At 33.8% G+C, this 19,607-nt stretch carries 19 protein-coding genes; 17 read left to right on the forward strand and 2 right to left on the reverse strand.

From position 1 onward, the window contains the following. Positions 1–26: 26 nt before the first annotated feature. The 11 genes from DW114_RS10705 to DW114_RS10750 all read left to right on the forward strand — a co-directional run bounded on the left by DW114_RS10705 (position 27) and on the right by DW114_RS10750 (position 9,141). Positions 27–638: a hypothetical protein gene (locus DW114_RS10705; RefSeq protein ID WP_117453749.1), complete on the forward strand. Its 612-nt coding sequence runs from the start codon at positions 27–29 to the stop codon at positions 636–638. Positions 639–895: 257 nt separating this feature from the next. Beyond that, entirely contained in the window at positions 896–1,465 is a 570-nt protein-coding gene (locus DW114_RS10710; protein ID WP_117453750.1) for an accessory gene regulator ArgB-like protein, read from the forward strand. 21 nt (positions 1,466–1,486) lie between these two features. After that, positions 1,487–1,618, forward strand: a complete 132-nt coding sequence (locus tag DW114_RS10715; RefSeq protein ID WP_117453751.1) for a cyclic lactone autoinducer peptide — start codon at positions 1,487–1,489, stop codon at positions 1,616–1,618. A gap of 627 nt (positions 1,619–2,245) precedes the next feature. Beyond that, a complete protein-coding gene (locus DW114_RS10720; RefSeq protein WP_128125091.1) occupies positions 2,246–2,728 on the forward strand; it encodes a sigma-70 family RNA polymerase sigma factor in 483 nt (160 codons plus the stop codon). Between the two features lie 50 nt (positions 2,729–2,778). After that, on the forward strand, positions 2,779–3,105 hold the full coding sequence (locus DW114_RS10725) for a recombinase family protein (protein ID WP_158552231.1): 327 nt from the start codon (positions 2,779–2,781) through the stop codon (positions 3,103–3,105). 99 nt (positions 3,106–3,204) lie between these two features. Continuing rightward, complete coding sequence (locus tag DW114_RS10730) at positions 3,205–3,702, forward strand: RNA polymerase sigma factor (RefSeq protein WP_117453754.1); 498 nt, start codon at positions 3,205–3,207, stop codon at positions 3,700–3,702. A 645-nt stretch (positions 3,703–4,347) separates the two neighbouring features. Further along, positions 4,348–5,082, forward strand: a complete 735-nt coding sequence (locus DW114_RS10735) for a hypothetical protein (protein WP_117453755.1) — start codon at positions 4,348–4,350, stop codon at positions 5,080–5,082. Positions 5,083–5,093: 11 nt separating this feature from the next. Further along, on the forward strand, positions 5,094–5,249 hold the full coding sequence (locus DW114_RS21265) for a hypothetical protein (RefSeq protein ID WP_158552232.1): 156 nt from the start codon (positions 5,094–5,096) through the stop codon (positions 5,247–5,249). Positions 5,250–5,333: 84 nt separating this feature from the next. Continuing rightward, entirely contained in the window at positions 5,334–6,884 is a 1,551-nt protein-coding gene (locus DW114_RS10740; RefSeq protein ID WP_117453756.1) for a recombinase family protein, read from the forward strand. After that, positions 6,868–7,404 (forward strand): hypothetical protein, encoded by a 537-nt coding sequence (locus DW114_RS10745; protein WP_117453757.1) that lies wholly within the window; start codon positions 6,868–6,870, stop codon positions 7,402–7,404. Before DW114_RS10740 ends, DW114_RS10745 begins: the two co-directional genes overlap by 17 nt. Before the next feature lie 15 nt (positions 7,405–7,419). Then, complete coding sequence (locus DW114_RS10750; RefSeq protein ID WP_117453758.1) at positions 7,420–9,141, forward strand: recombinase family protein; 1,722 nt, start codon at positions 7,420–7,422, stop codon at positions 9,139–9,141. A 394-nt stretch (positions 9,142–9,535) separates the two neighbouring features. Here DW114_RS10750 and DW114_RS10755 read toward each other — a convergent pair whose 3' ends face one another. Beyond that, positions 9,536–11,137 (reverse strand): sensor domain-containing diguanylate cyclase, encoded by a 1,602-nt coding sequence (locus DW114_RS10755; protein WP_117453759.1) that lies wholly within the window; start codon positions 11,135–11,137, stop codon positions 9,536–9,538. A 241-nt stretch (positions 11,138–11,378) separates the two neighbouring features. Here DW114_RS10755 and DW114_RS10760 point away from each other — a divergent pair, with 241 nt between their 5' ends. From DW114_RS10760 to guaA, 4 genes are all read left to right on the forward strand, one after another. Beyond that, entirely contained in the window at positions 11,379–12,545 is a 1,167-nt protein-coding gene (locus DW114_RS10760; protein WP_117453760.1) for an aminotransferase class I/II-fold pyridoxal phosphate-dependent enzyme, read from the forward strand. Continuing rightward, the gene (locus tag DW114_RS10765; protein ID WP_117453761.1) at positions 12,542–13,138 is read left to right on the forward strand and encodes a Type 1 glutamine amidotransferase-like domain-containing protein; all 597 of its coding nucleotides are present in this window, start codon (positions 12,542–12,544) and stop codon (positions 13,136–13,138) included. The genes DW114_RS10760 and DW114_RS10765 overlap by 4 nt, the downstream gene beginning before the upstream one ends. 122 nt (positions 13,139–13,260) lie before the next feature. Beyond that, on the forward strand, positions 13,261–14,595 hold the full coding sequence (locus tag DW114_RS10770; RefSeq protein WP_117453762.1) for an NCS2 family permease: 1,335 nt from the start codon (positions 13,261–13,263) through the stop codon (positions 14,593–14,595). Positions 14,596–14,697: 102 nt separating this feature from the next. Then, positions 14,698–16,239, forward strand: a complete 1,542-nt coding sequence (guaA, locus tag DW114_RS10775) for a glutamine-hydrolyzing GMP synthase (RefSeq protein ID WP_117453763.1) — start codon at positions 14,698–14,700, stop codon at positions 16,237–16,239. Between the two features lie 391 nt (positions 16,240–16,630). Here guaA and DW114_RS10780 read toward each other — a convergent pair whose 3' ends face one another. After that, positions 16,631–16,840, reverse strand: a complete 210-nt coding sequence (locus DW114_RS10780) for a helix-turn-helix domain-containing protein (protein ID WP_394336424.1) — start codon at positions 16,838–16,840, stop codon at positions 16,631–16,633. 572 nt (positions 16,841–17,412) lie between these two features. Between DW114_RS10780 and DW114_RS10790 the strand changes: the two genes are divergently transcribed. Continuing rightward, positions 17,413–18,204, forward strand: coding sequence for a DUF6414 family protein (locus tag DW114_RS10790; protein ID WP_117453766.1), 792 nt, complete (start codon positions 17,413–17,415; stop codon positions 18,202–18,204). Next, the gene (locus DW114_RS10795; protein WP_117453767.1) at positions 18,194–19,321 is read left to right on the forward strand and encodes an AAA family ATPase; all 1,128 of its coding nucleotides are present in this window, start codon (positions 18,194–18,196) and stop codon (positions 19,319–19,321) included. Before DW114_RS10790 ends, DW114_RS10795 begins: the two co-directional genes overlap by 11 nt. Positions 19,322–19,607: the final 286 nt, after the last annotated feature.

A 19,607-nucleotide genomic window follows, 5' to 3' on the forward strand; every position in this document is an offset into this window, starting at 1 on the left:
TATTGTTCTTAATCAGGAGGATGTATATGAAAAAACTTATTTTGTTTTTGATTTGTTCATTTATTTTATGTTTTACTGGAGGTTGTTCTAATGATAACTCTGAGGGAAATAAAAATGAACTAGGGAATTACATTGCTTTTAAAAAAGTTAGTACAGCAAAAAATGTTGAAATAATGAAAGATATCACCATAAATATTTCAGCGTCTGAACACGGAGGACATCTTAGAATAGAAAATGATAAAAATCTTTTTCCTAAAAAAGATGGCGAGTTATTAGGTATTATAGCTAAAGTGAACAATCAAAGTGCCTCCAGCATAAATATAAAAAATTTTTTAAATTGTAAAGATGGCTCTGTTTTTAAAGTAGATGAGAGCTATTATCCAGCATCAAATTATCATGTAGAAGGAAATGATGAAGACGGTATTATAAAACCGAATGAAGAAAAAACAGTATATATTTATACAGAAATACCATTTGGCACGGCTACTGATCAAAGTCTAATTGAAGTATATTTGACATATGGAAAAGAAACAAGTCCATTTTGTGCGATTAATGAAGAGGATTTGAATACAGATACTACAAAAAATGGTTTTCACTTTCAATTACAATGGTCTACTTTAGCAGATGACATGTGGTAGTTTAATTAATTTATAGAAATGAGAAAAGAGCATATAGCATGATCTATATGCTTTTTTAGTCTCTTAGCAGATTTATGATTACATTGAATTGTGATGGCATACAGCCATTTTCATATAATATTAGCAATCAAATAGAATATCTATGAAATATTTAACCTGTTATGTTAATTCATTACCTGTTATGTATAAGATAAGGTGATTTTTATTTATTTATGAGATAATACGTGTGAATTTAAAGTAGCAAGTAGGTGAAGAGATTGAAAACGAGTGAAAAAATAGAAATGTTGATGAGAAAGAATAATATAGATATTCAGGATACTGAAATATTTGAATATGGATTAAGTTTGTTAGTGAATTATACTGTAACAGCATTGGCTATTTTAACTGTAAGTATTTATTTTAAGATTACATTAGATATACTGGTGTTTTGCACAAGCTTTCTAATATTAAGAAGTAGTACAGGTGGATACCATGCTGAATCAAGATTTCTATGTTTCTTATTTTCCCTTGCGGTTACGGTATTGATCCCTCTTGCTTTAAATAGAGTACCAACATCATTAAATCTTTTGATTTTAGTTAACGTTGTAATGTTTTGCCTGCTTATGGAAAACCTACCAGTTGAGAATGAAAACAAGCCATTATCTGAGAGTGAAAAAACCTACCATAAAAAACGATCAATTGTGCTATATCTAGTAGGATTTCTTGTATTATTCGTTCTAAGTCTATTTGATATTACACATATAACAACTGTTATGGCGGCAGGAATGATAACCAATAGCTTATCAGTAATTTTAGCTATAATACAAAAGAAATTTGTATTGGCATAATGAAAGAGAGGAGTAAAAATAATGGAAAAACTACTTAAATCTTTAAAAGGTGCAGCAGATACACTTGCTATTCACAGCGCAAACACATGTTGCTCTTGGTGGTTCTATGAAAAGAAAGTTCCAAAATCTTTGAAGAAATACAAAAAACATTAGGCTTTATGATTCAGAGATAGCAGAGGTGTAAATAGTAAACTTCTGCTATTTTTTATGTTATTGTCAAATGATAATTAACATGATTACTCTACTATATTAATAATATATCAATAGGAAATAGTGATTCATTTATTCCTGTTATGTCGATATTATTCCTGTTATGTAATTATTATTTTGAAGGATAATGTATGCAGATATAATATAATTAGTTCTCCGTATTAGATGACAAATAAAAAATATTGAAAATGAGAACGAAGTTATTAGAGAACTAACTATATAAAGTAATTATTGATTTTTGACAAGGCACTCATATATGCATGTTAAGCATAAAGGGTGTCTTTAGTTTTTTAGTTATATCTATTACATATAGGCACTGTTGGTGAACTAAAAAAATAATCAAGTAATGTGATCTAGAGAAGATAATTTTACGTAACAGGTGATTTATGAGTGAAATTTAGATATTCAAATCTCCTATGGCAGTTTATGTATAGTCATTTTAATGACCGTATGGTTATGTCAAGCAATCAAAAAGTCAAATACGTTCATATTTTTCTTATGAACTGTATTGACTTTTTTTGTTTTTATATAGGTGAAGAGAAGTGCAGATCTCCTCCTTCATGAGCTTTTTTGAAAAGAAAAGAACATGGAGGAGAAAAAATGTTAAATGATTTCAGAAAAAATGATTTTTGGGTTTTGCATGAAGAAAACAAAGATACATATTACTTGAGAATCAATGATGAATGGGTTGAAGTTACGAAGAGTGTATATAGTGTCTACAAAAATAGTTATCAAAAAGCCTACAGAGATCAGATAAGAGAAACTGATAAAATTACCCATTATGAAAATGCAGATGATTTATATCCTTATATTCCTGATAAGCCTGAAAAGAATACTATGGATAAAATAATAGAAAAAGAAACAAAGCAATTATTACAACAAATAATTCTAAAATTGCCTGAGGAAGAACAAAGGATTATCATTGCAATCTATTTTGAGGATATGACAGAACGAGAAATTGCAAAGGAATTACACATGAGCCAGCAAAAACTCCACTATAGAAAGAAGAAAATTTTAGAAAAATTAAAAAATTTTTTGTCAAAAGATTTTTAACCGTTCGGTTTAGGAAGGAAAGGAAATCTTTTCTAAAGGAGGAACGAGTTGTGGAAAATCAGAGTAGAGCATGGATTCACTGTAGAGTATCAACTGAATCAAATCGCTATTTGTTGCATTATCAGGAAAAAAGGTTGATGTCCTATTGTGAGAGTGAAAACTTGAAAGTTGTAGGAGTTACGAAGGAGGTAGGCTTAGGTAAAGGTCCAAGGGAATATTACATCTCTACTATTGCGACAATAATCAGGCGAAAAGAAATTGATTATCTGGTTTTATATGATTGGACAAGATTGTTGATCTTTAAAGATCTGTATATGGAGTTTAAACTCTTCTGTGAAATGTATGGTGTTGAGATTATTGATTTAAGTGAAATCTAATATCTAGTTTATTTACTATTGTGTGTTTAAATATCGTTTATCTTTCTAGGGCACCTCCTTCTGGACTTGAAGGCAAGAAGTCTAAGGAGGTAAAGAAAGATGAACGATTATAGAAAATCTGATTTCTATCATTATTTTGACAATAAATCAAACACACGAAGATACTTTATTAGAGTATATGGATCCTTTATTGAAGTGAATAAAGATGTCTATTATACGTGCTACAACTCTTACAGAAAGCAGCTGCGTGATAATAGAAAAGATCAAGAGAATGGTTTGTTGAGTTATGATGTGCATCAATTAAATGGACATACATTATTAGATATGTATGGAGAAGATCAAAATTATCTGGAGGATATCTACAGAAAAGATCTAATGAACACAATCATGAATCTTATAGATACCTTGGATGATGCAGATAAAGAACTAATTACTCAATTGCTGATAGAGAATAAAAAAGAAAGTGAATTAGCAAAAAGGTATCAGGTTTCTCAACAGATGATAAACAGGAGAAAGAAAAAAATCATTAAGAGTCTACGGGAAACACTTAGTGACGGATATAAGAAAATCAAATCTTTCTTGTTCTTTTGGTTGTGAATTTGATCTTTGATAACTGTATATCTGAATGCAATTGATTTGCTGGCGGAATGTGACATTAAGTGCGAATCTGATGGCATTCATGTTCCAGCAAACTCGTATAAAGTGAGTTTAGTAAGAAAAATAAGGAAAGTTGTAAATTTTGGTTGTAGAAAAGAGTTTCTATTGTTGGTTATTAAGTGAGGGGAAAGAAATGAGTTGCCTCTCAGATCTTTGACAATAGAATACTCAAAATACAGTACGTTATCCTGTTTGATTAAGCACGCTGTTGACTACGCCATGATATGAAGAATAGAGTAGTGGAGCGATATATAGTCGAACATAAAATCAGCTTGGCAGCTGATCTGCAATAATATCAATGGGTCATAATGATACTTCGTCTCGGAAGCAGTTGAGCGTGATGAAACCGTCGCACCTGTAAGAGGCGTCTCTTTGATTGAAGGAGAGAACGTGAGATTCGTATGCTGTTAGCCAGAACAGGCTGTATTTTGCCCAGAAAACAAGGGATAGAAAAAATGTTGTTTCTAGATAGATATGAAACGGAAACGTTTATTGATAGATCGTGACGTCAGATATTCTGACGTCATCATTGTACCAATAAGCAAAACAAAACAAAATAAGACCAGGTACAGAAAGAGGTAAGATATGAAAAAAGCGTTTGTAGCGGTGGAAGATGAAAATAAAATTACGGCGAAGGTAAAGGTTGAATTGGATCAGCTGGCAGAAAAGAATCATTACGAAATTCAAGGACTATTACAATATCCCAGAGGAACGATATTTGATAATTCTGAGATTTTTATTGAAACAATGAAGAGAATAGGTGCAGACTGTATAATTGTGACAAGTCCAGAATTTATTATTCAAGAAATTCTGTCAGATGGTAGGTTGTCTGAAATAGCAAAAGAAAATAACTTAAAAATCATAGATGCTACACTTGAAATAGATATTGCGGAAATTAAAAATATTATGTCCAAAAATATAATGAATGATATCAGTACAATGATGAAACTGAAAGAGGACTTGGATCAAGTAAAAAGCAATATACATGCACACGCTGATGATCATAGTGTAATGATCATCACAAAGGAGGCAGATCCTTCAGAGATTGAGCAGTTCACATATCATGTATCAGAATCTGGTTATAGAAATTTTACTGTTGTACAGATGCAGGAGTATATCCCAGAAGCAGAAAAGATGTTTAAATCTATCATTGAAAAACACAATGTGGATAAAGTATTTATTTTTGATGAATATGAATCACCTAGATTTGATCGTTTTTTACGTCAATTAGAGGATAAAGGCATTAAGGTTTCTTGTGATGCAAGAGAAGAACTGGAGATGACTGCTAAATCGTGTTTTACTGGAATGTTCATGAGTTAGGAACGACGACTATGGATCAGACAGACTATTATTTCATTTACATTTGTTTATGTGAATTGACACGAAGAAAGAAGCTGACATTGAATGTAGCCAATAAAATTTTGAAGGAATATGAAGCATTCTGCCATCCAGTTTATAAACATGAATTGACAAAAATGAATCAGTAAAATCAAAGTGCCAAGATGGGTGACATTCTACTAGATGTATGCGATGAATTGTGATATTGTGTGTAGTGAAAAGAGGGATAGCGCATGGATAAGAAGGTCAGTATTATTGAACCATTATCAAGAGAAGAAAAAATAAAGACTGCTGCTTATGCAAGAGTTAGTTCAAAAAGCGATGATCAGATCCATTCATTTAACAGTCAGGTTGCCTACTATTCCCAGTATATCAATCAGTTGCAAAATACCATCATAGTGGATGTTTACACAGATGAAGGTATCACAGGTACTGTTATCGAAAAGCGTAATGGATTCAAGAAAATGATTCAGGATTGTCGTGATGGACTGATTGATAGAATCATAACAAAATCAATAGCAAGATTCGGAAGAAATTTTACGGAGACACTGAAGACATTGAGAGAACTCAAATGTCTAGGTGTCTCTATTTATTTTGAGGAAGAACATATCGATACAGCTGATAGTGTAAGTGAAACTTCTATCAGTACGTATATGATGAGTGCTGAATTAGAATCCAGAACAATTTCCTACAATCAAAGGTGGGGATTCAGGACGAGAGCAGAAAAAGGTATCTACAATCAGCCACATCTGCCATACGGTTATTACAGAATCGATGGGAAGATATTGATTAATGAAAGTGAAGCAGTGATTGTAAGATTGCTGTTTGATATGTATGTAAATCAGGATATGTCGACAGTGGCTATCACGAATTATTTTAGTCAGAATAAGATTGGTGGAAGAACATGGTCAAGGTCAGGAATCGTACTGATGCTGATAAATGAACGATATTGCGGGGATAAATTGCTACAGAAGAAATTCACAACAGATGAATTTCCATTTCACTTGGTCATGAACAAGGGGGAACTTCCACAATACTATGTTTACGATAGTTTTCCAAAGATCATAGAAAGATCACTCTATGAAGCAAGCTATGCAAAATGGGAAAGAAACAGAGAGAACTTAAGTGACAACCAGTTATCTGCAAATAAAAGATACCCATATACTTCAAAAATTGAATGTGCAGAATGTCATGAAAAATTTAAGCGAAGAACTTATCGGGGAGTTGAGTTCTGGTGTTGTAAAAAGCATTTAGTAGATCATGATTCTTGTATGAATAAGCAGATTTCCAAGGAAGAACTGGATGAGGCATTTCTCAAATTGTATTACAAACTGAAAAACAGCATAGATATATTAGAATCCTATGGGAGAAATATTGTCAAGTTGCTGATGGACGATGAAAAAGAAAAAGAGCTGATGATGCTGGATAAAGAACTTCATAATTTGAAAGCTGAAAAACTGAGACTGTTGAAGGAAAATTTGGAAGGAAAGATTTCTGATATAGAGAAAATTTCAAATTTGAATGAGATACAGATGTACAAATCACTATATGAGTTAGAAAAGAAAAAAGTATTAAATCAGGTATATGAAAGTGCTGAATACAGAAATAATCAGAGACTTGTTGATGTGCTGAGGCACTCCGCCTCAATAGATACATTTGATGAAGTTATATTTCATGAGATCGTACAGAAAGTAATGATAGGTCAAAACCATATATATTTTCAATTACACAATGACCTTATGATTAAGTCAGAAAGGAAAAAATATGATGGAAATTACAGCTAAAGCACTTCATGCTCAAAGGGTTTCAGAAGGGTGCTATATTCAAAGGTTTTTTAGAAACAAGGTTTTTTATGGTATTGACAATCAGCCTTTAAAAAGGAAGGTTTACCGAGGAAAACGTGATAAGGATGGAAAGAGAAAAAATGAGATATTTTATGTTAATGAGAAGCAGGATATTCGAATAGAGGAGGACTTGCTAATGGATTGTATAAATCAGATTCTAGATAAACTCGTGAATACAGATGAACTGGATGTCAATGGATGGAGCACTGAAGCATCTTATCGATACTTTCAGATAAAGGAAAAGAATTTTTTTAGAAATAAGAAGATTGCAATTGATGAATATAAGCGTTTTATAAGTGAATCTATTGAGATAAAAGACTGCCAAGCTTATGAAAATGTTCGATTAAGAAAGAAGATCCATGAAGGGAATTTCAAAGATATTATTGAGAAGATAGAAGTGTACGATACTGGCATTGTCTGTATTTTCACTAATGCACTTGAAATGTCATTACAGTTTTGAAAGGAGGAACCGTATATGGGCATAACTCTAAGGAAGCAGGATGTACAGCAGAAGGCACTAGTAAATGCAAATTCTGAAGAACCGATGAAGGTAAGGGTCATACCTGCCAGAAAGAAATTCCTGCCTGTGGCACAACAGGAATCGGTAAAGAAAAGAGTTGCTGCCTATTGCAGAGTAAGTTCAGAAAGTGATGAGCAAGAGCTGAGTTTTGAATCTCAATGCAGATTTTATAAAAACAAGATCGATTCGGAACCGAGCTATGATCTTGTCGATATTTATGCCGATGAAGGGATTACAGGAACAAGCACAGAAAAAAGAGAAGACTTCATGAGGCTCATGAAAGACTGCCTAGATGGTAAAGTCGATCTGGTCATCACGAAAAGTATAACCCGTTTTGCAAGAAATACGCTAGACTCTATATCATGGATCAGAAGGTTAAAAGAAATAGGTGTTGATATCTTCTTTGAACTAGAGAATCTGCATAGCCTAACAGCTAGTGAGATGGTGCTGACTATGCTGTCTTCTATTGCTCAGGAAAGCAGTCAGAATAAGAGTGAATCAGTGAGGTGGGGGTATGAAAGACAATTTGAAAAAGGAAAGACTTATTTAGGAAATCTATATGGATATCGAACAAAAAGAGATACCTATTATATTGATGAGGAAGAAGCAAAAATTGTAATTGAAGTGTTCGATATGTATTTAGCAGGAGTTACAGATCAAGCGATTGCTGATGAATTAACAAGAAGAGGAGTTCCTACTAGACTAGGTAAGAAAGTATGGAAAAAAGCAGTCATTCAGAGAATGCTTCAGAATGTCAAATACTGTGGAGATTCTATACAAGGTTTGTCCTATAATCAAGATTGCTTGAATCAGAAAAGGCAAAAAAATAAAGGGCAGAGAAAAATGTATTATGTGGAAAACAGCCATAAAGGAATTATATCAAAAGAAGTATTTAAAGCAGCACAGATTGAACGTGCACGAAGAAATTCAAAAGTAAAAATCATTGAGTTTGAGGAATCTATGAAGCAGAATCCTAAAGGTAAGATACCAAAAAAGAATAAGTGCGGAATGTATAGCACACAGAATGCATTATCCAACAGAATTATATGTGCAGATTGTGGCTCTTATTATAGAAGGGCTGTCTGGACGAAACGTGACGGCAAGAAACAGCCAGTATGGCGTTGTATAAATCGTTTGGATAATGGAGTCAATATGTGTCCTGACAGTCCTACACTTAAAGAGGAACTGCTCTTTGAAGAGATTGCTAAAATCGTGAATAAAATCTTATCTAAAAAAGATCAAATAAAGTTGGATCTTGCACAGAAGGCTTCTCAGTATATTAATCCTAAGGACGTTACATCGAAAATCAAGAAGACTGAAAAACACATAACTGAAATTGATTTAAAGATTAGTGATTTATTAAATAAAGGGATGATATTGGTATCCAGAGGAGTTCAGGATGAAAATCAATATAAGGAGCACTTGGAAGGCTTGTATCAGACTAAAAGAAAACTCACAGAGGAGCTTGAGAATTTAAACTCTAGGTTGAAAGAAATCAGAGCGGCAAGGGAGAAAAAAGTTCTTAAGAATCTGAATGAAATAAACGCTTCGGTATCATGTTTATCGCAGGAGGAAATAGCAATCTTTATAGAAGAAATTATTGTATATAAGGATTATATAGAAATATTGACCAAGACAGAAAATAGGAAAAAGATATTAATCAATAAAGTGAAGTAGTAGATCGCTCTATATATTATAAGCATTTGGTGGAAATGTGTTGCATTGCCACCAAAATTCTCTTTATAGATCTAATGAAATAGGTTGTTTGCATCAGAATATAGCCAAGATTTATATTCTGATGTGAGCAACTTATTTGGTTGAGAAGAATAAATTAGCCTAATTACAAAAGTTTTTTTGAGGGATGAGTGTAATTTCTAGACATCCGTTCTGGCACAGTGTTCCATTGAGAGAATAGCGATATACTGAACCCCAGAGATTGGATAGTTCATGATATCGTTTTTTTTTACCAAAATCAAAAGTGAAATCTATAATAAAATTTCAAAGATAACAAACCGAAAAAGAGTTTGATAAAAAAACACCTGCTTTATGCTTTCGCAGGTGTTTGTATTACTTATTCAACAGCAGCATGAAAACTTCCATTATGTGTCTTTTTCGCTTCATATAAAGCATCGTCCGCAATCTTCGCAAGTTTTAAATAGTCATCATTACGTTTTGCGATGACAGCACCAGCAGATAATGTGATGGATGGCATATTACGCTTTTTCGCTTCTTTTTCCATAGAGGTGTTGATATCAATCATGATTTTCTTAGCAACATCATAATCATCAGTGTTATTGACATAAATTGCAAATTCATCCCCATGAAGCCTTGAGGCTAAATCGACAGTACGGATACGACCAACAATCATTTGAGCTGAAAGTTTGATTACTTCATCCCCTATCATATGACCATAATTATCATTAATTGATTTGAAATTATCTCCATCGATCATAATCAAAATACCAGCTTCATTTTCATCCATCGTATTTAACTGTTCTGCAATTGCTTTTCTAAAGGATTTTAAATTCATCATGCCTGTCAATTCATCAATGGCAGCTGCTTTTTGCGCAGCATTTAAAGCAATCTCTAAACGACGTTGTGTTTGCCCTAATTCTATATATGCAGCGTGTAATTCGCGATTTTTCATTTCTTTGCTAATATGACTGAGTATATATATCAATAATATTTCCACAATCAATAAAGGAATCAGCCATACCTGCATACTATCCTGTAACATAGACATAAAAGGAACAAGAACCATAAAACTATATTCGTTTCCTTGCATGATATAACCATAATAACGCTTTCCATCGAGCTTGACTATTTGTGATGTTTTATTGTGGTTTAATAAAGTTTGAAAACTGGTCCCAAAACTATTTTGAAAATCATAAAAAGCCTGTGCAGAATCTACTTGCTCCTGTAGTTTTTCTATTTCTGTTCCATTTAATCCCTGTCCATCAGCTAAAGCATTTTGTGCCTGTGTTAATACCTCTTTATTTTCATCTAAATTTTGATATAAATTACCACCCAGATATAATTCATTGGAGCTTCCAATGATGGTTCCATTTTTATCAAAAATCATCATTTGTTCCTTAGGGAAATCCTGTAAATTAGAAACAAGTTCTTGTATATCTCCCATTTTGATATCATAAGCAAATACTGTTTCTCCATCGGGTTGAAGTTGCGAAATTGTTGAAAGGATATAATGGTTGGCATAACTCATATATGGAGGAGTAAAGACGATTTCGCCATTTCCGGCTTTTGCAGCCTTGTACCATGGGCGTTGTGTGGCAATATATCCAGTACTTTCATATTGTGAATAGGGAGTATCCCAACTATAAAGATAGCGCCCTTTATAATACATATAAAGACCGTCAAAGGTATCGCCTTCAATTTCCAGCATTGGATGATCTATACTTTTTAAATAATTCCAGATATCATCAGGATCAGGATGATTTTTTATTTCATTTGTCATCATATAAGCAAAAAGTTGAAAAGAATGAGAGTAATTATCCATGACATCTTCTAGTTTACTATTAGAATGTGATACATGAGTCGTCATACTTTCATTTATATAAGATGATTCTTTACTGCTGATGATCCATATTGCAAATAAATTGCAAAGTAAAAAGATGCTGATAAACTGCCAGGATTTTTTTATTTTCTTTTTCATGTCAGGGCCTCCCAATGCTCAATCATATTGCTTTGAAATCGAAAGTATTATGTTCAAATAAATTTTACCATATTCAAGGGTTTTTATGTTCTTTTTTGAAGAAAAAGGTATACCAATTCAGGAAGTGTCTGTTATACGTTTTTAGCATAGCCAGACATCTGTCTTTATAAAAAGAAGTATTCTGTATATTGTAAGTCATGTAAAAATCTTTTATAATAAGAAAAACGAAAAGAGTGATCATATGAAATTTTCTAATAGAATGAAACAATTACAAACATCTATATTTAATCGGTTAAATGAGGAGAAGGCGAATTTGCTGGCACAAGGGCAGGAAATTTATGACTTTACAATTGGTAGTCCTAATATTGCGCCAAGTAAAGAAATTCAGAATGCATTAATAGAAGCCGCAAAAGATCCAGTATGTTATATGTATTCATTACATGACACGATGGAATTTCGTGAAACAATACGTGACTGGTATGCGAAACGTTATGATGTAGCATTGGACCCGGTAAATGAAATATTATCTTTACAGGGTTCCCAGGAAGGACTTGCACATATTGCTCTTGCGGTATGTGATCCAGGAGATATCGTGATGATTCCATCTCCTTGTTATCCAATATTTGCAAATGGGCCAAGAATTGCTGGTGCCCAGATATATGAAATGCCAATGTTAAAGGAATATGATTATCTGATTCAATTTGATAAAATTCCTGAAGATATCGCAAAAAAAGCAAAGATGATGATTATCTCCTATCCTAATAATCCAACTGGAGCTACTGCACCAGACTGGTTTTATGAAGAATTAATCGCATTTGCAAAGAAATATGATATCATGGTACTGCATGATACTGCATATAGTAATTTGGTATTTGATGGTGAAGAAGGAAGAAGCTTTTTATACTATGCAGGTGCAAAAGATATCGGTATTGAATTTAATTCTTTCTCTAAGACATATGGTATGGCAGGTGCAAGAATTGGTATTTGCGTAGGGAATAAAGATATTGTGGAGCAGTTGCGCATTTTAAAATCCAATATTGATTATGGTATGTTTTTGCCAATCCAGAAAGCGGCAATAGCGGCATTAACACAGGATCAAAGCTGTGTTGTAGAAACCAGGATGCAATATCAAAAGCGAAGAGATATGCTTGTAAAAGGATTGCATGAGGCTGGATGGGATGTAGATGCACCCAAAGCTACTATGTTTATGTGGGCGCAGATACCACAATCTTATGAGGATAGTGAAGTATTTGCGTATGATCTGTTGAAAAAGACCGGTATGCTGATAACACCAGGCACAGAATTTGGTGAACTTGGCAGAAAATTTGTTCGTATTGCACTTGTACAAAGTGAAGAAATTATTGAAAAAGCGCTGATTAGCGTAAAAGAAAGTGGCTTTTTTAAATGATAAAACGATTAGTGGCAATTGGCGGTGGAAACTGGCAACAGAAAGAAACCAAACATATTGATCAGAAAATCATAGAAATGAGCGAAAAACCACAACCACGCGTTCTGTTTTTTCCAACAGCTTTAAAAGATGATCAAGGATATGCAAAGCGTTTTAAACAATACTATCGTTTGCTTGGCTGTCATGTGGATGCAATACGTTTATTACATAGCAAAAAAACATATGAACAATTAGAGAAAGAATGGTTGGATTATGATATCCTGTATTTGGGTGGTGGAGATACCAAATTATTGATGGATACGCTTGTTTCAACACATACAGATCAAATTATCCGTAAAGCATATGAAGCTGGAATTATTATCGCAGGATATAGTGCCGGTGCAAATGATTTATTTCATTTTGGATATGCAAAGCAGGATGAGCAGTATACCTTTGTAGAAGGTATGAAGTTATATGATGGTGTGTTTTCTCCACATGTGCAAGAACGAAAAGATTATTGGGAAAAAGCAAAATGTTTACATTCGAAAGTTATAGGATGTGAAGATAAACAGGCATATATTTTAGAAGATGAGAAAGGGTATTATATGTATTGATATCCTTTTTTTCATTGAAAGCGTTACACCATAGAATAAAAAGTGTATATAGGTTAAAAATATAAGAAAAGTTTGATATAATATACAAGTCTTTTTGACAAAGGACAGAAAAGAGGGTAATTATGTTAGAAAAAGTATTTAAACTTAAAGAAAAGAATACAAACGTAAAAACCGAGATCATTGCTGGTATTACCACATTCCTTGCGATGGCATACATCCTTGGTGTAAACCCATTGATTTTAGGTGATGCAGGAATGGATACTCCATCTGTATTCATGGCAACTGCAATTTCAGCAGGCTTTGCCAGTATTGTGATGGGCGTTATCGCAAACTATCCAGTCAGCCTGGCTGCAGGTATGGGTGTGAATGCATTATTTGCATATACGATCTGTGGAACAATGGGCTTTAGCTGGCAGGCAGCTTTGGCAGGTGTATTTGTTTCTGGTTTGATCTTTATTGTGATAAGTGTTACAGGAATTCGTAAAGCAATCATCAATGCGATTCCAATACAATTGAAATTAGCAATTGGTGCTGGTATTGGCTTCTTTATCGCTTTTGTTGGGTTAAAGAATGCAGGGATTATTGTAGCTAATCCATCTACTTTTGTAGGATTAGGAAATTTAGCTGATCCTACCGTATTATTAGCTGTATTTGGTATACTGGTAACGATTGCGTTATTAGCGTTAAAAGTACCAGCTGGTGTATTTGTAGGTATGGTAATTACGGCAGTCATTGGTATTATCTGTGGAAGTTTCTTTGGTATGGAGGGTATGCCTGTATTGCCAGAAAGTATTTTTGAAACAAGCTTCCAGATGAATGGTTTAGGTGCCTTTATGGATGGCTTTGGAGAATTATTTGCGAATCCATTAACTACCTTCGTGGTTATCTTCTCCTTCTTGTTTGTGGATTTCTTTGATACAGCAGGAACACTTGTCGCAGTCGCAAACCGTATTGGACTGGTAAATGAAAAAGGTGAATTAGAGAATGCTGAACAGGCATTATTGGCTGATGCTATTGGTACAGTTGCAGGTGCTGCTTTAGGTACATCTACAGTTACAAGTTTTGTAGAATCAACATCAGGTGTTGAAGTTGGTGGAAAAACTGGCTTAACTGCATGTACTACAGGAGTGATGTTCTTTATTTCAATTTTGTTTGCGCCAATTATCTTATCTGCTGTCACAAATGCAGTAACTGCTCCAGCATTAGTTGTTGTTGGTATTTTAATGGCACAGCAGTTAAAAGGAATTGATTGGGAAGATTTCGTATATGGTACAGCAGGATTTGTTACCATTATCGCAATGATCCTTACATATTCTATTTCTAATGGTATCGCATTTGGATTTATTGCATATACAGTTGCAATGATTGCTAGTGGAAAAGCAAAAGAAATTCATGTAACGGTATGGGTATTGATTGTAATCTTCGTTATCTACTTTGCTCTGCCACAATTGATGTAAAAAAATATTTAAAAAACATAAAAAAAATGATATGATATGTAAGCAAAACCGGTACTACAAAAAGATATAAGTATCGGTTTCTTAACGAAAAGGAGGATGTACATGGCTGATAAAATTATCGTACTGGACTTCGGTAGTCAGTACAATCAGTTGATTGCTCGTCGTATTCGTGAATTTGGTGTATATTCTGAACTTCATGCCAATACAATGACACTTGATGAAATCAAAGCATTAGGTGATGTAAAAGGTATTATTTTCAGTGGAGGACCAAATAGCGTTTATGATGAAGATGCATTTAAATGCGACCCTGCAATATTTGAGGGTGGTATCCCCATTTTAGGTATCTGTTATGGAATGCAGATGACACATTATATGAATGGTGGAAACGTCAAAGCCTGCGAAACAAAAGAATACGGACGTACAGAAATTACAGTAGAAACAGATTCTCCATTATTCAAAGGGCTTCCTAAGAAACAGATTGTTTGGATGAGTCATGGTGATCAGGTAGATCAACTGGCTGATGGATTTGTGAAGGATGCATATAGTGATACTTGTACATATGCAGCAACAAGCAATGATGAAAAGAAAATTTATACATTGCAGTTTCATCCAGAAGTTCGTCATACGGATTATGGAAATGATATCCTGCGAAACTTCGTATTTGAAGTATGTCATGCTGAAAATAACTGGTCTATGCATAATTTCATTGATATGCAGATTGAAAAGATCAAAGAAACAGTTGGCAATGATAAAGTATTGTTAGGTTTAAGCGGTGGTGTTGATTCATCTGTTGTTGCGGCATTATTACATAAGGCAATTGGTGATCAGTTGATTTGTATGTTTATTGATCATGGTCTTCTTCGTAAAGGAGAAGGCGAAAGCGTTATGGAAACATTTGGTCGTGAGATGAATATCAACCTTGTAAAGATTGATGCGAAAGATCGTTTCTTAAGCAAGTTAGCTGGTGTAACAGATCCTGAACAAAAACGTAAGATTATTGGAAATGAGTTTGTTTATACATTTGATGAAGAAGTAAAGAAGCTAACTTCTGGTGAAGATATTAAATGGTTGGCTCAGGGTACATTGTATACTGATGTAATTGAATCAGGAACAAAAACTGCTCAGACAATCAAATCTCACCACAATGTTGGTGGATTGCCTGAAGATATGCAATTTAAGTTAATTGAACCATTAAATACATTATTCAAAGATGAAGTTCGTGCATTAGGTAGTGAACTTGGTCTACCAGAAGAAATGGTATGGCGCCAGCCATTCCCAGGACCTGGTTTGGGTATTCGTATCTTAAGTGATATCACAGAAGAAAAACTGGAAATCGTTCGTGAATCTGATTATATCCTTCGTGAAGAAATTGCGAAAGCAGGACTTCAAAGAGATATCTGGCAGTATTTCACTGCATTAACAAACATGCGTTCTGTTGGTGTTATGGGTGATCAGAGAACTTATGATTATGCTGTCGCTATTCGTGCTGTTACATCTATCGATGGAATGACAGCTGATTGGGCACAGATTCCTTATGATGTGCTTGCGACAATCTCTAGTAGAATTGTAAATGAGGTTCCTCATGTGAACAGAGTTCTGTTGGATATTACTAGTAAGCCACCAGGAACGATTGAGTTTGAATAGTATACAGAACTAAAAAAATGCCTTTTTCAGGGCATTTTTTTGTGTTTGTGGGAGTTTTTGATACCATTTTGATACAATGAATATAGATTAGGATTTATGTTGTATTCTAACTTAATGGTATAGGAAAAATAAATATATTAAAATATGGTAGGATGAAGCCACGATATATTAAAAAAAATTATTGCATTATATGATAGGGTGTTGGTTGATAGAAAATGGCAAAGATATACTATAGAAGAATTAAAAAAAAGGAAATCAAATATTGTGGATAAAAGAGATGAAAAAAATAGATGCAGGCATAAATGAAATTATCTATGCTGAATATATTTACAATTGAGAGCGAATAAACTCTTTTTTCTTTAGACAGAAATAAAAAAATGACACAGATAGGTCATTTGGAATTTGTTCGATTAACTAAGTAATCAATAGAGGTATTATAATAATCGGCAAGTTTAATCAATATTTGAATAGGAATATCTCTACCGCCTGTTTCATAATATGAGTATGTTCTTTGTGAAACATTTAGAAATTTAGCAAGCTCCGCTTGAGAAAGGTCATGATCTTCTCGTAAATCTCGTAGTCTTTTATATGTCACTTCTATCACCTCAAAAATTATATATTAGAACACTATGTTCTATTTTTTTAGAACATTTTGTGCTAAAACTATATTGATTATTCAAGGAGGATGAAGATTGTATGAAAAAAGATAAAGAACAGTTCAAATGTTTTCACGAAAAGCTGAATCAATAGTGTGAATAGCCGAATTAAAAATGCGTAAAGCGAAATGATTCATATCAGATTGTAAACAATGAACAAGAGTAGCGTAAAGAATTACAGGAAAATCAGGATTGATTATGCCATCCAAAGATTTAAGGAAAGAAAAAGTAGAAGAAAGAAAATAATTAGCAGAATTATGACCTAAATTAGGAAACATGTGATATACTATTCATACAAGGACCTCCCTTATGGCTGGTCCTAAGGAAAAGTAACAGACCAGCCTTTGTATATATCTTCAATATCACTATAGCAGAGTTTGTTACTTTTTTCTATCTCATAACTATTTTACTGTATCTTTACAATATCCATACTTGCAAACCTCTACTATATATGATAGAATAATGAACACAATAAATCTACAGACAATAAGTAACATTAGCTAAAGGTGGTGATTAAATGGCTAAAAAGGCTATAAACAAGATTATATATTTTGATAAAGAGACCATTCGTAATATTTTGCAAGAAAGAGATCATGGTGAACTGTCGAAAGTAACCGATATATCTTCTACTGCACAAGCTCAAGCCTCTTTCGCTACAGAGGCATCGGCAAAATTGAAGTTAGAGGTGCCTTTGGTTTCACGAATATCTTTTCTGTTTACAGGCAAAATTGATGCATCTTATGTTATCAAGAGGGACAGCACGACAACAATATCATCAACAGAAATTTCTGAGTTTGAAAAGCTAAAGCCACTTCTTGTGTCTATTCCTAATGTCCAACTTTCTGACATTGAAAATTCTTCAACATCGCTTAGAGTTGCTGGAGGATATCTTAAAATCGTCAAAGGCGGCATTGAGGGCTTAGATACAAAAGAATTCAAAACTGTAATGGATAGCTACGATGGATACGATACTTATAAGGTTGATGAAAAACATTATGTCCGCTTTAATAATTCGGCATTTGTAAGTAACTATAAGAGGAACGATCTGCTCACAACAACCATGACCCTATATTGTATACCTGTTGGCAGTTTTGACAAAATGCGTTTCGATTTTATCCAGGAGATAAGTAAAATGGAACGCCTAATATCAACTGCTGAACAGCCTCAAACTTTAGCTGATTTGTATCCACCAGAAATTGAAATTAAGAGTAAAACGGACACGGCAAATTCTCAGAAAGAAATTGAAAATGTAACACTTTACGACGTTTTATATGCCTGTGTTACTGCGGAGGCATCAAATGGAGGATAAGCGAAAATATCATATAATTATCGGTTCCAAAGCTTATTTTGATGCCTCTCTACCGGATTTTTCCGAAGAAGACGAGGTGGATACTTTTCTGGAGCTCGTAAAGCTTTCGGATGCAGCAAAACAGAGCCGTTACACCTTCGATCAATATGCAAATACGTTGATTGTCAAAAACAACAACTATCATGGAATTGTAGAGGCAGCACATGATCGTTTGGGTCCTCTGATTGAAGACCTAACAGCTGATGATGCAGAAATTTACATTCACAATCCACCACGTGTTCTTAAAGAATACTTGGAAGATCAACATAAGCGTTCACTTATCGAGTTGGATGTTAAATCAGAAGAATATGGAATAAAGCGTGATTCTGAAATGTTTGTCGAGAATATCACAAGCATATCATCGAATTTGTTTGGACAGGAAAATGCGATTGCGGAAATAAGCAAGAGTCTGTGGTATTTAACAACAGTCAAACGAGAGAAGCCATATGTAATAATGTTGTATGGTAACAGTAGCTTGGGTAAAACCGAATTGGTGAGGGAGATTTCCAAAAAATTCTTTGGCGACAAGTGCTTAGAAAAGCATTTGTCGATGTTCAAAAACAACAATTATTCAGAGTATTTTTTCGGAGATGCCCCCAATCGTAAAAGCCTTGGTTTTGATCTGCTTGAACGTGAATCAAATTTGATATTCTTTGACGAGTTGGACAAATGTCCGGAACACTTTTTCTCAGCATTCTATACGCTGTTTGATAACACTCTTTTCAAAGATGCGACATATGATGTTGATGTGTCTGGCATTGTAATTATTCTAACATCCAATTATCAAACTAAGGATGAAATGAAAAAACAGCTCGGTCTTCCCATTTTTTATCGTATTGACAAGATGATTCATTTTGATGATTTTGGTTGCGATACGATATATGCGATTGTTAAGAGTGAAATCAAAGCCAGAGAAAGCGAGTACGAAGACAAGCTATCTCCAGAAATGGTTTATGCTGCTGTAAGCTCCTTGGTATCCGCTACTGGCGAAAATGCAAGAACTATAAAATATAAAGTTCAGCAAGTTATTGAAGAACTCTTATTCCAAGAAGTCGTACAAAAGATGGCAAAAAACTGAAGCAATTAAGATGCCGTGTAGACAAGATTAACTTGTGTTTTATGGCAACAGAATGGTAACAAAAAATCAGATAGCCTCTACTATCCGAATAATGAGAACAATATAAATAATTCGAGCTAATTCCCATAAGCATTTCTGTTTAAGATTAAATTACAGGGAGCGAGTTTGAATAGTATCAAATGATTTATGGGTATCCTTTAATGGATGCCTTTTTAGTTTCAGTGAAATCTACGAATTCTTTCAATACTTTAAAATATTATTATTTTTGAAAGTAGAAATTCGCATA

The sequence above is a fragment of the Absiella sp. AM09-50 genome (genome assembly GCF_003433845.1).
Lineage (GTDB): Bacteria > Bacillota_I > Bacilli_A > Erysipelotrichales > Erysipelotrichaceae > Hoskinsella > Hoskinsella hominis.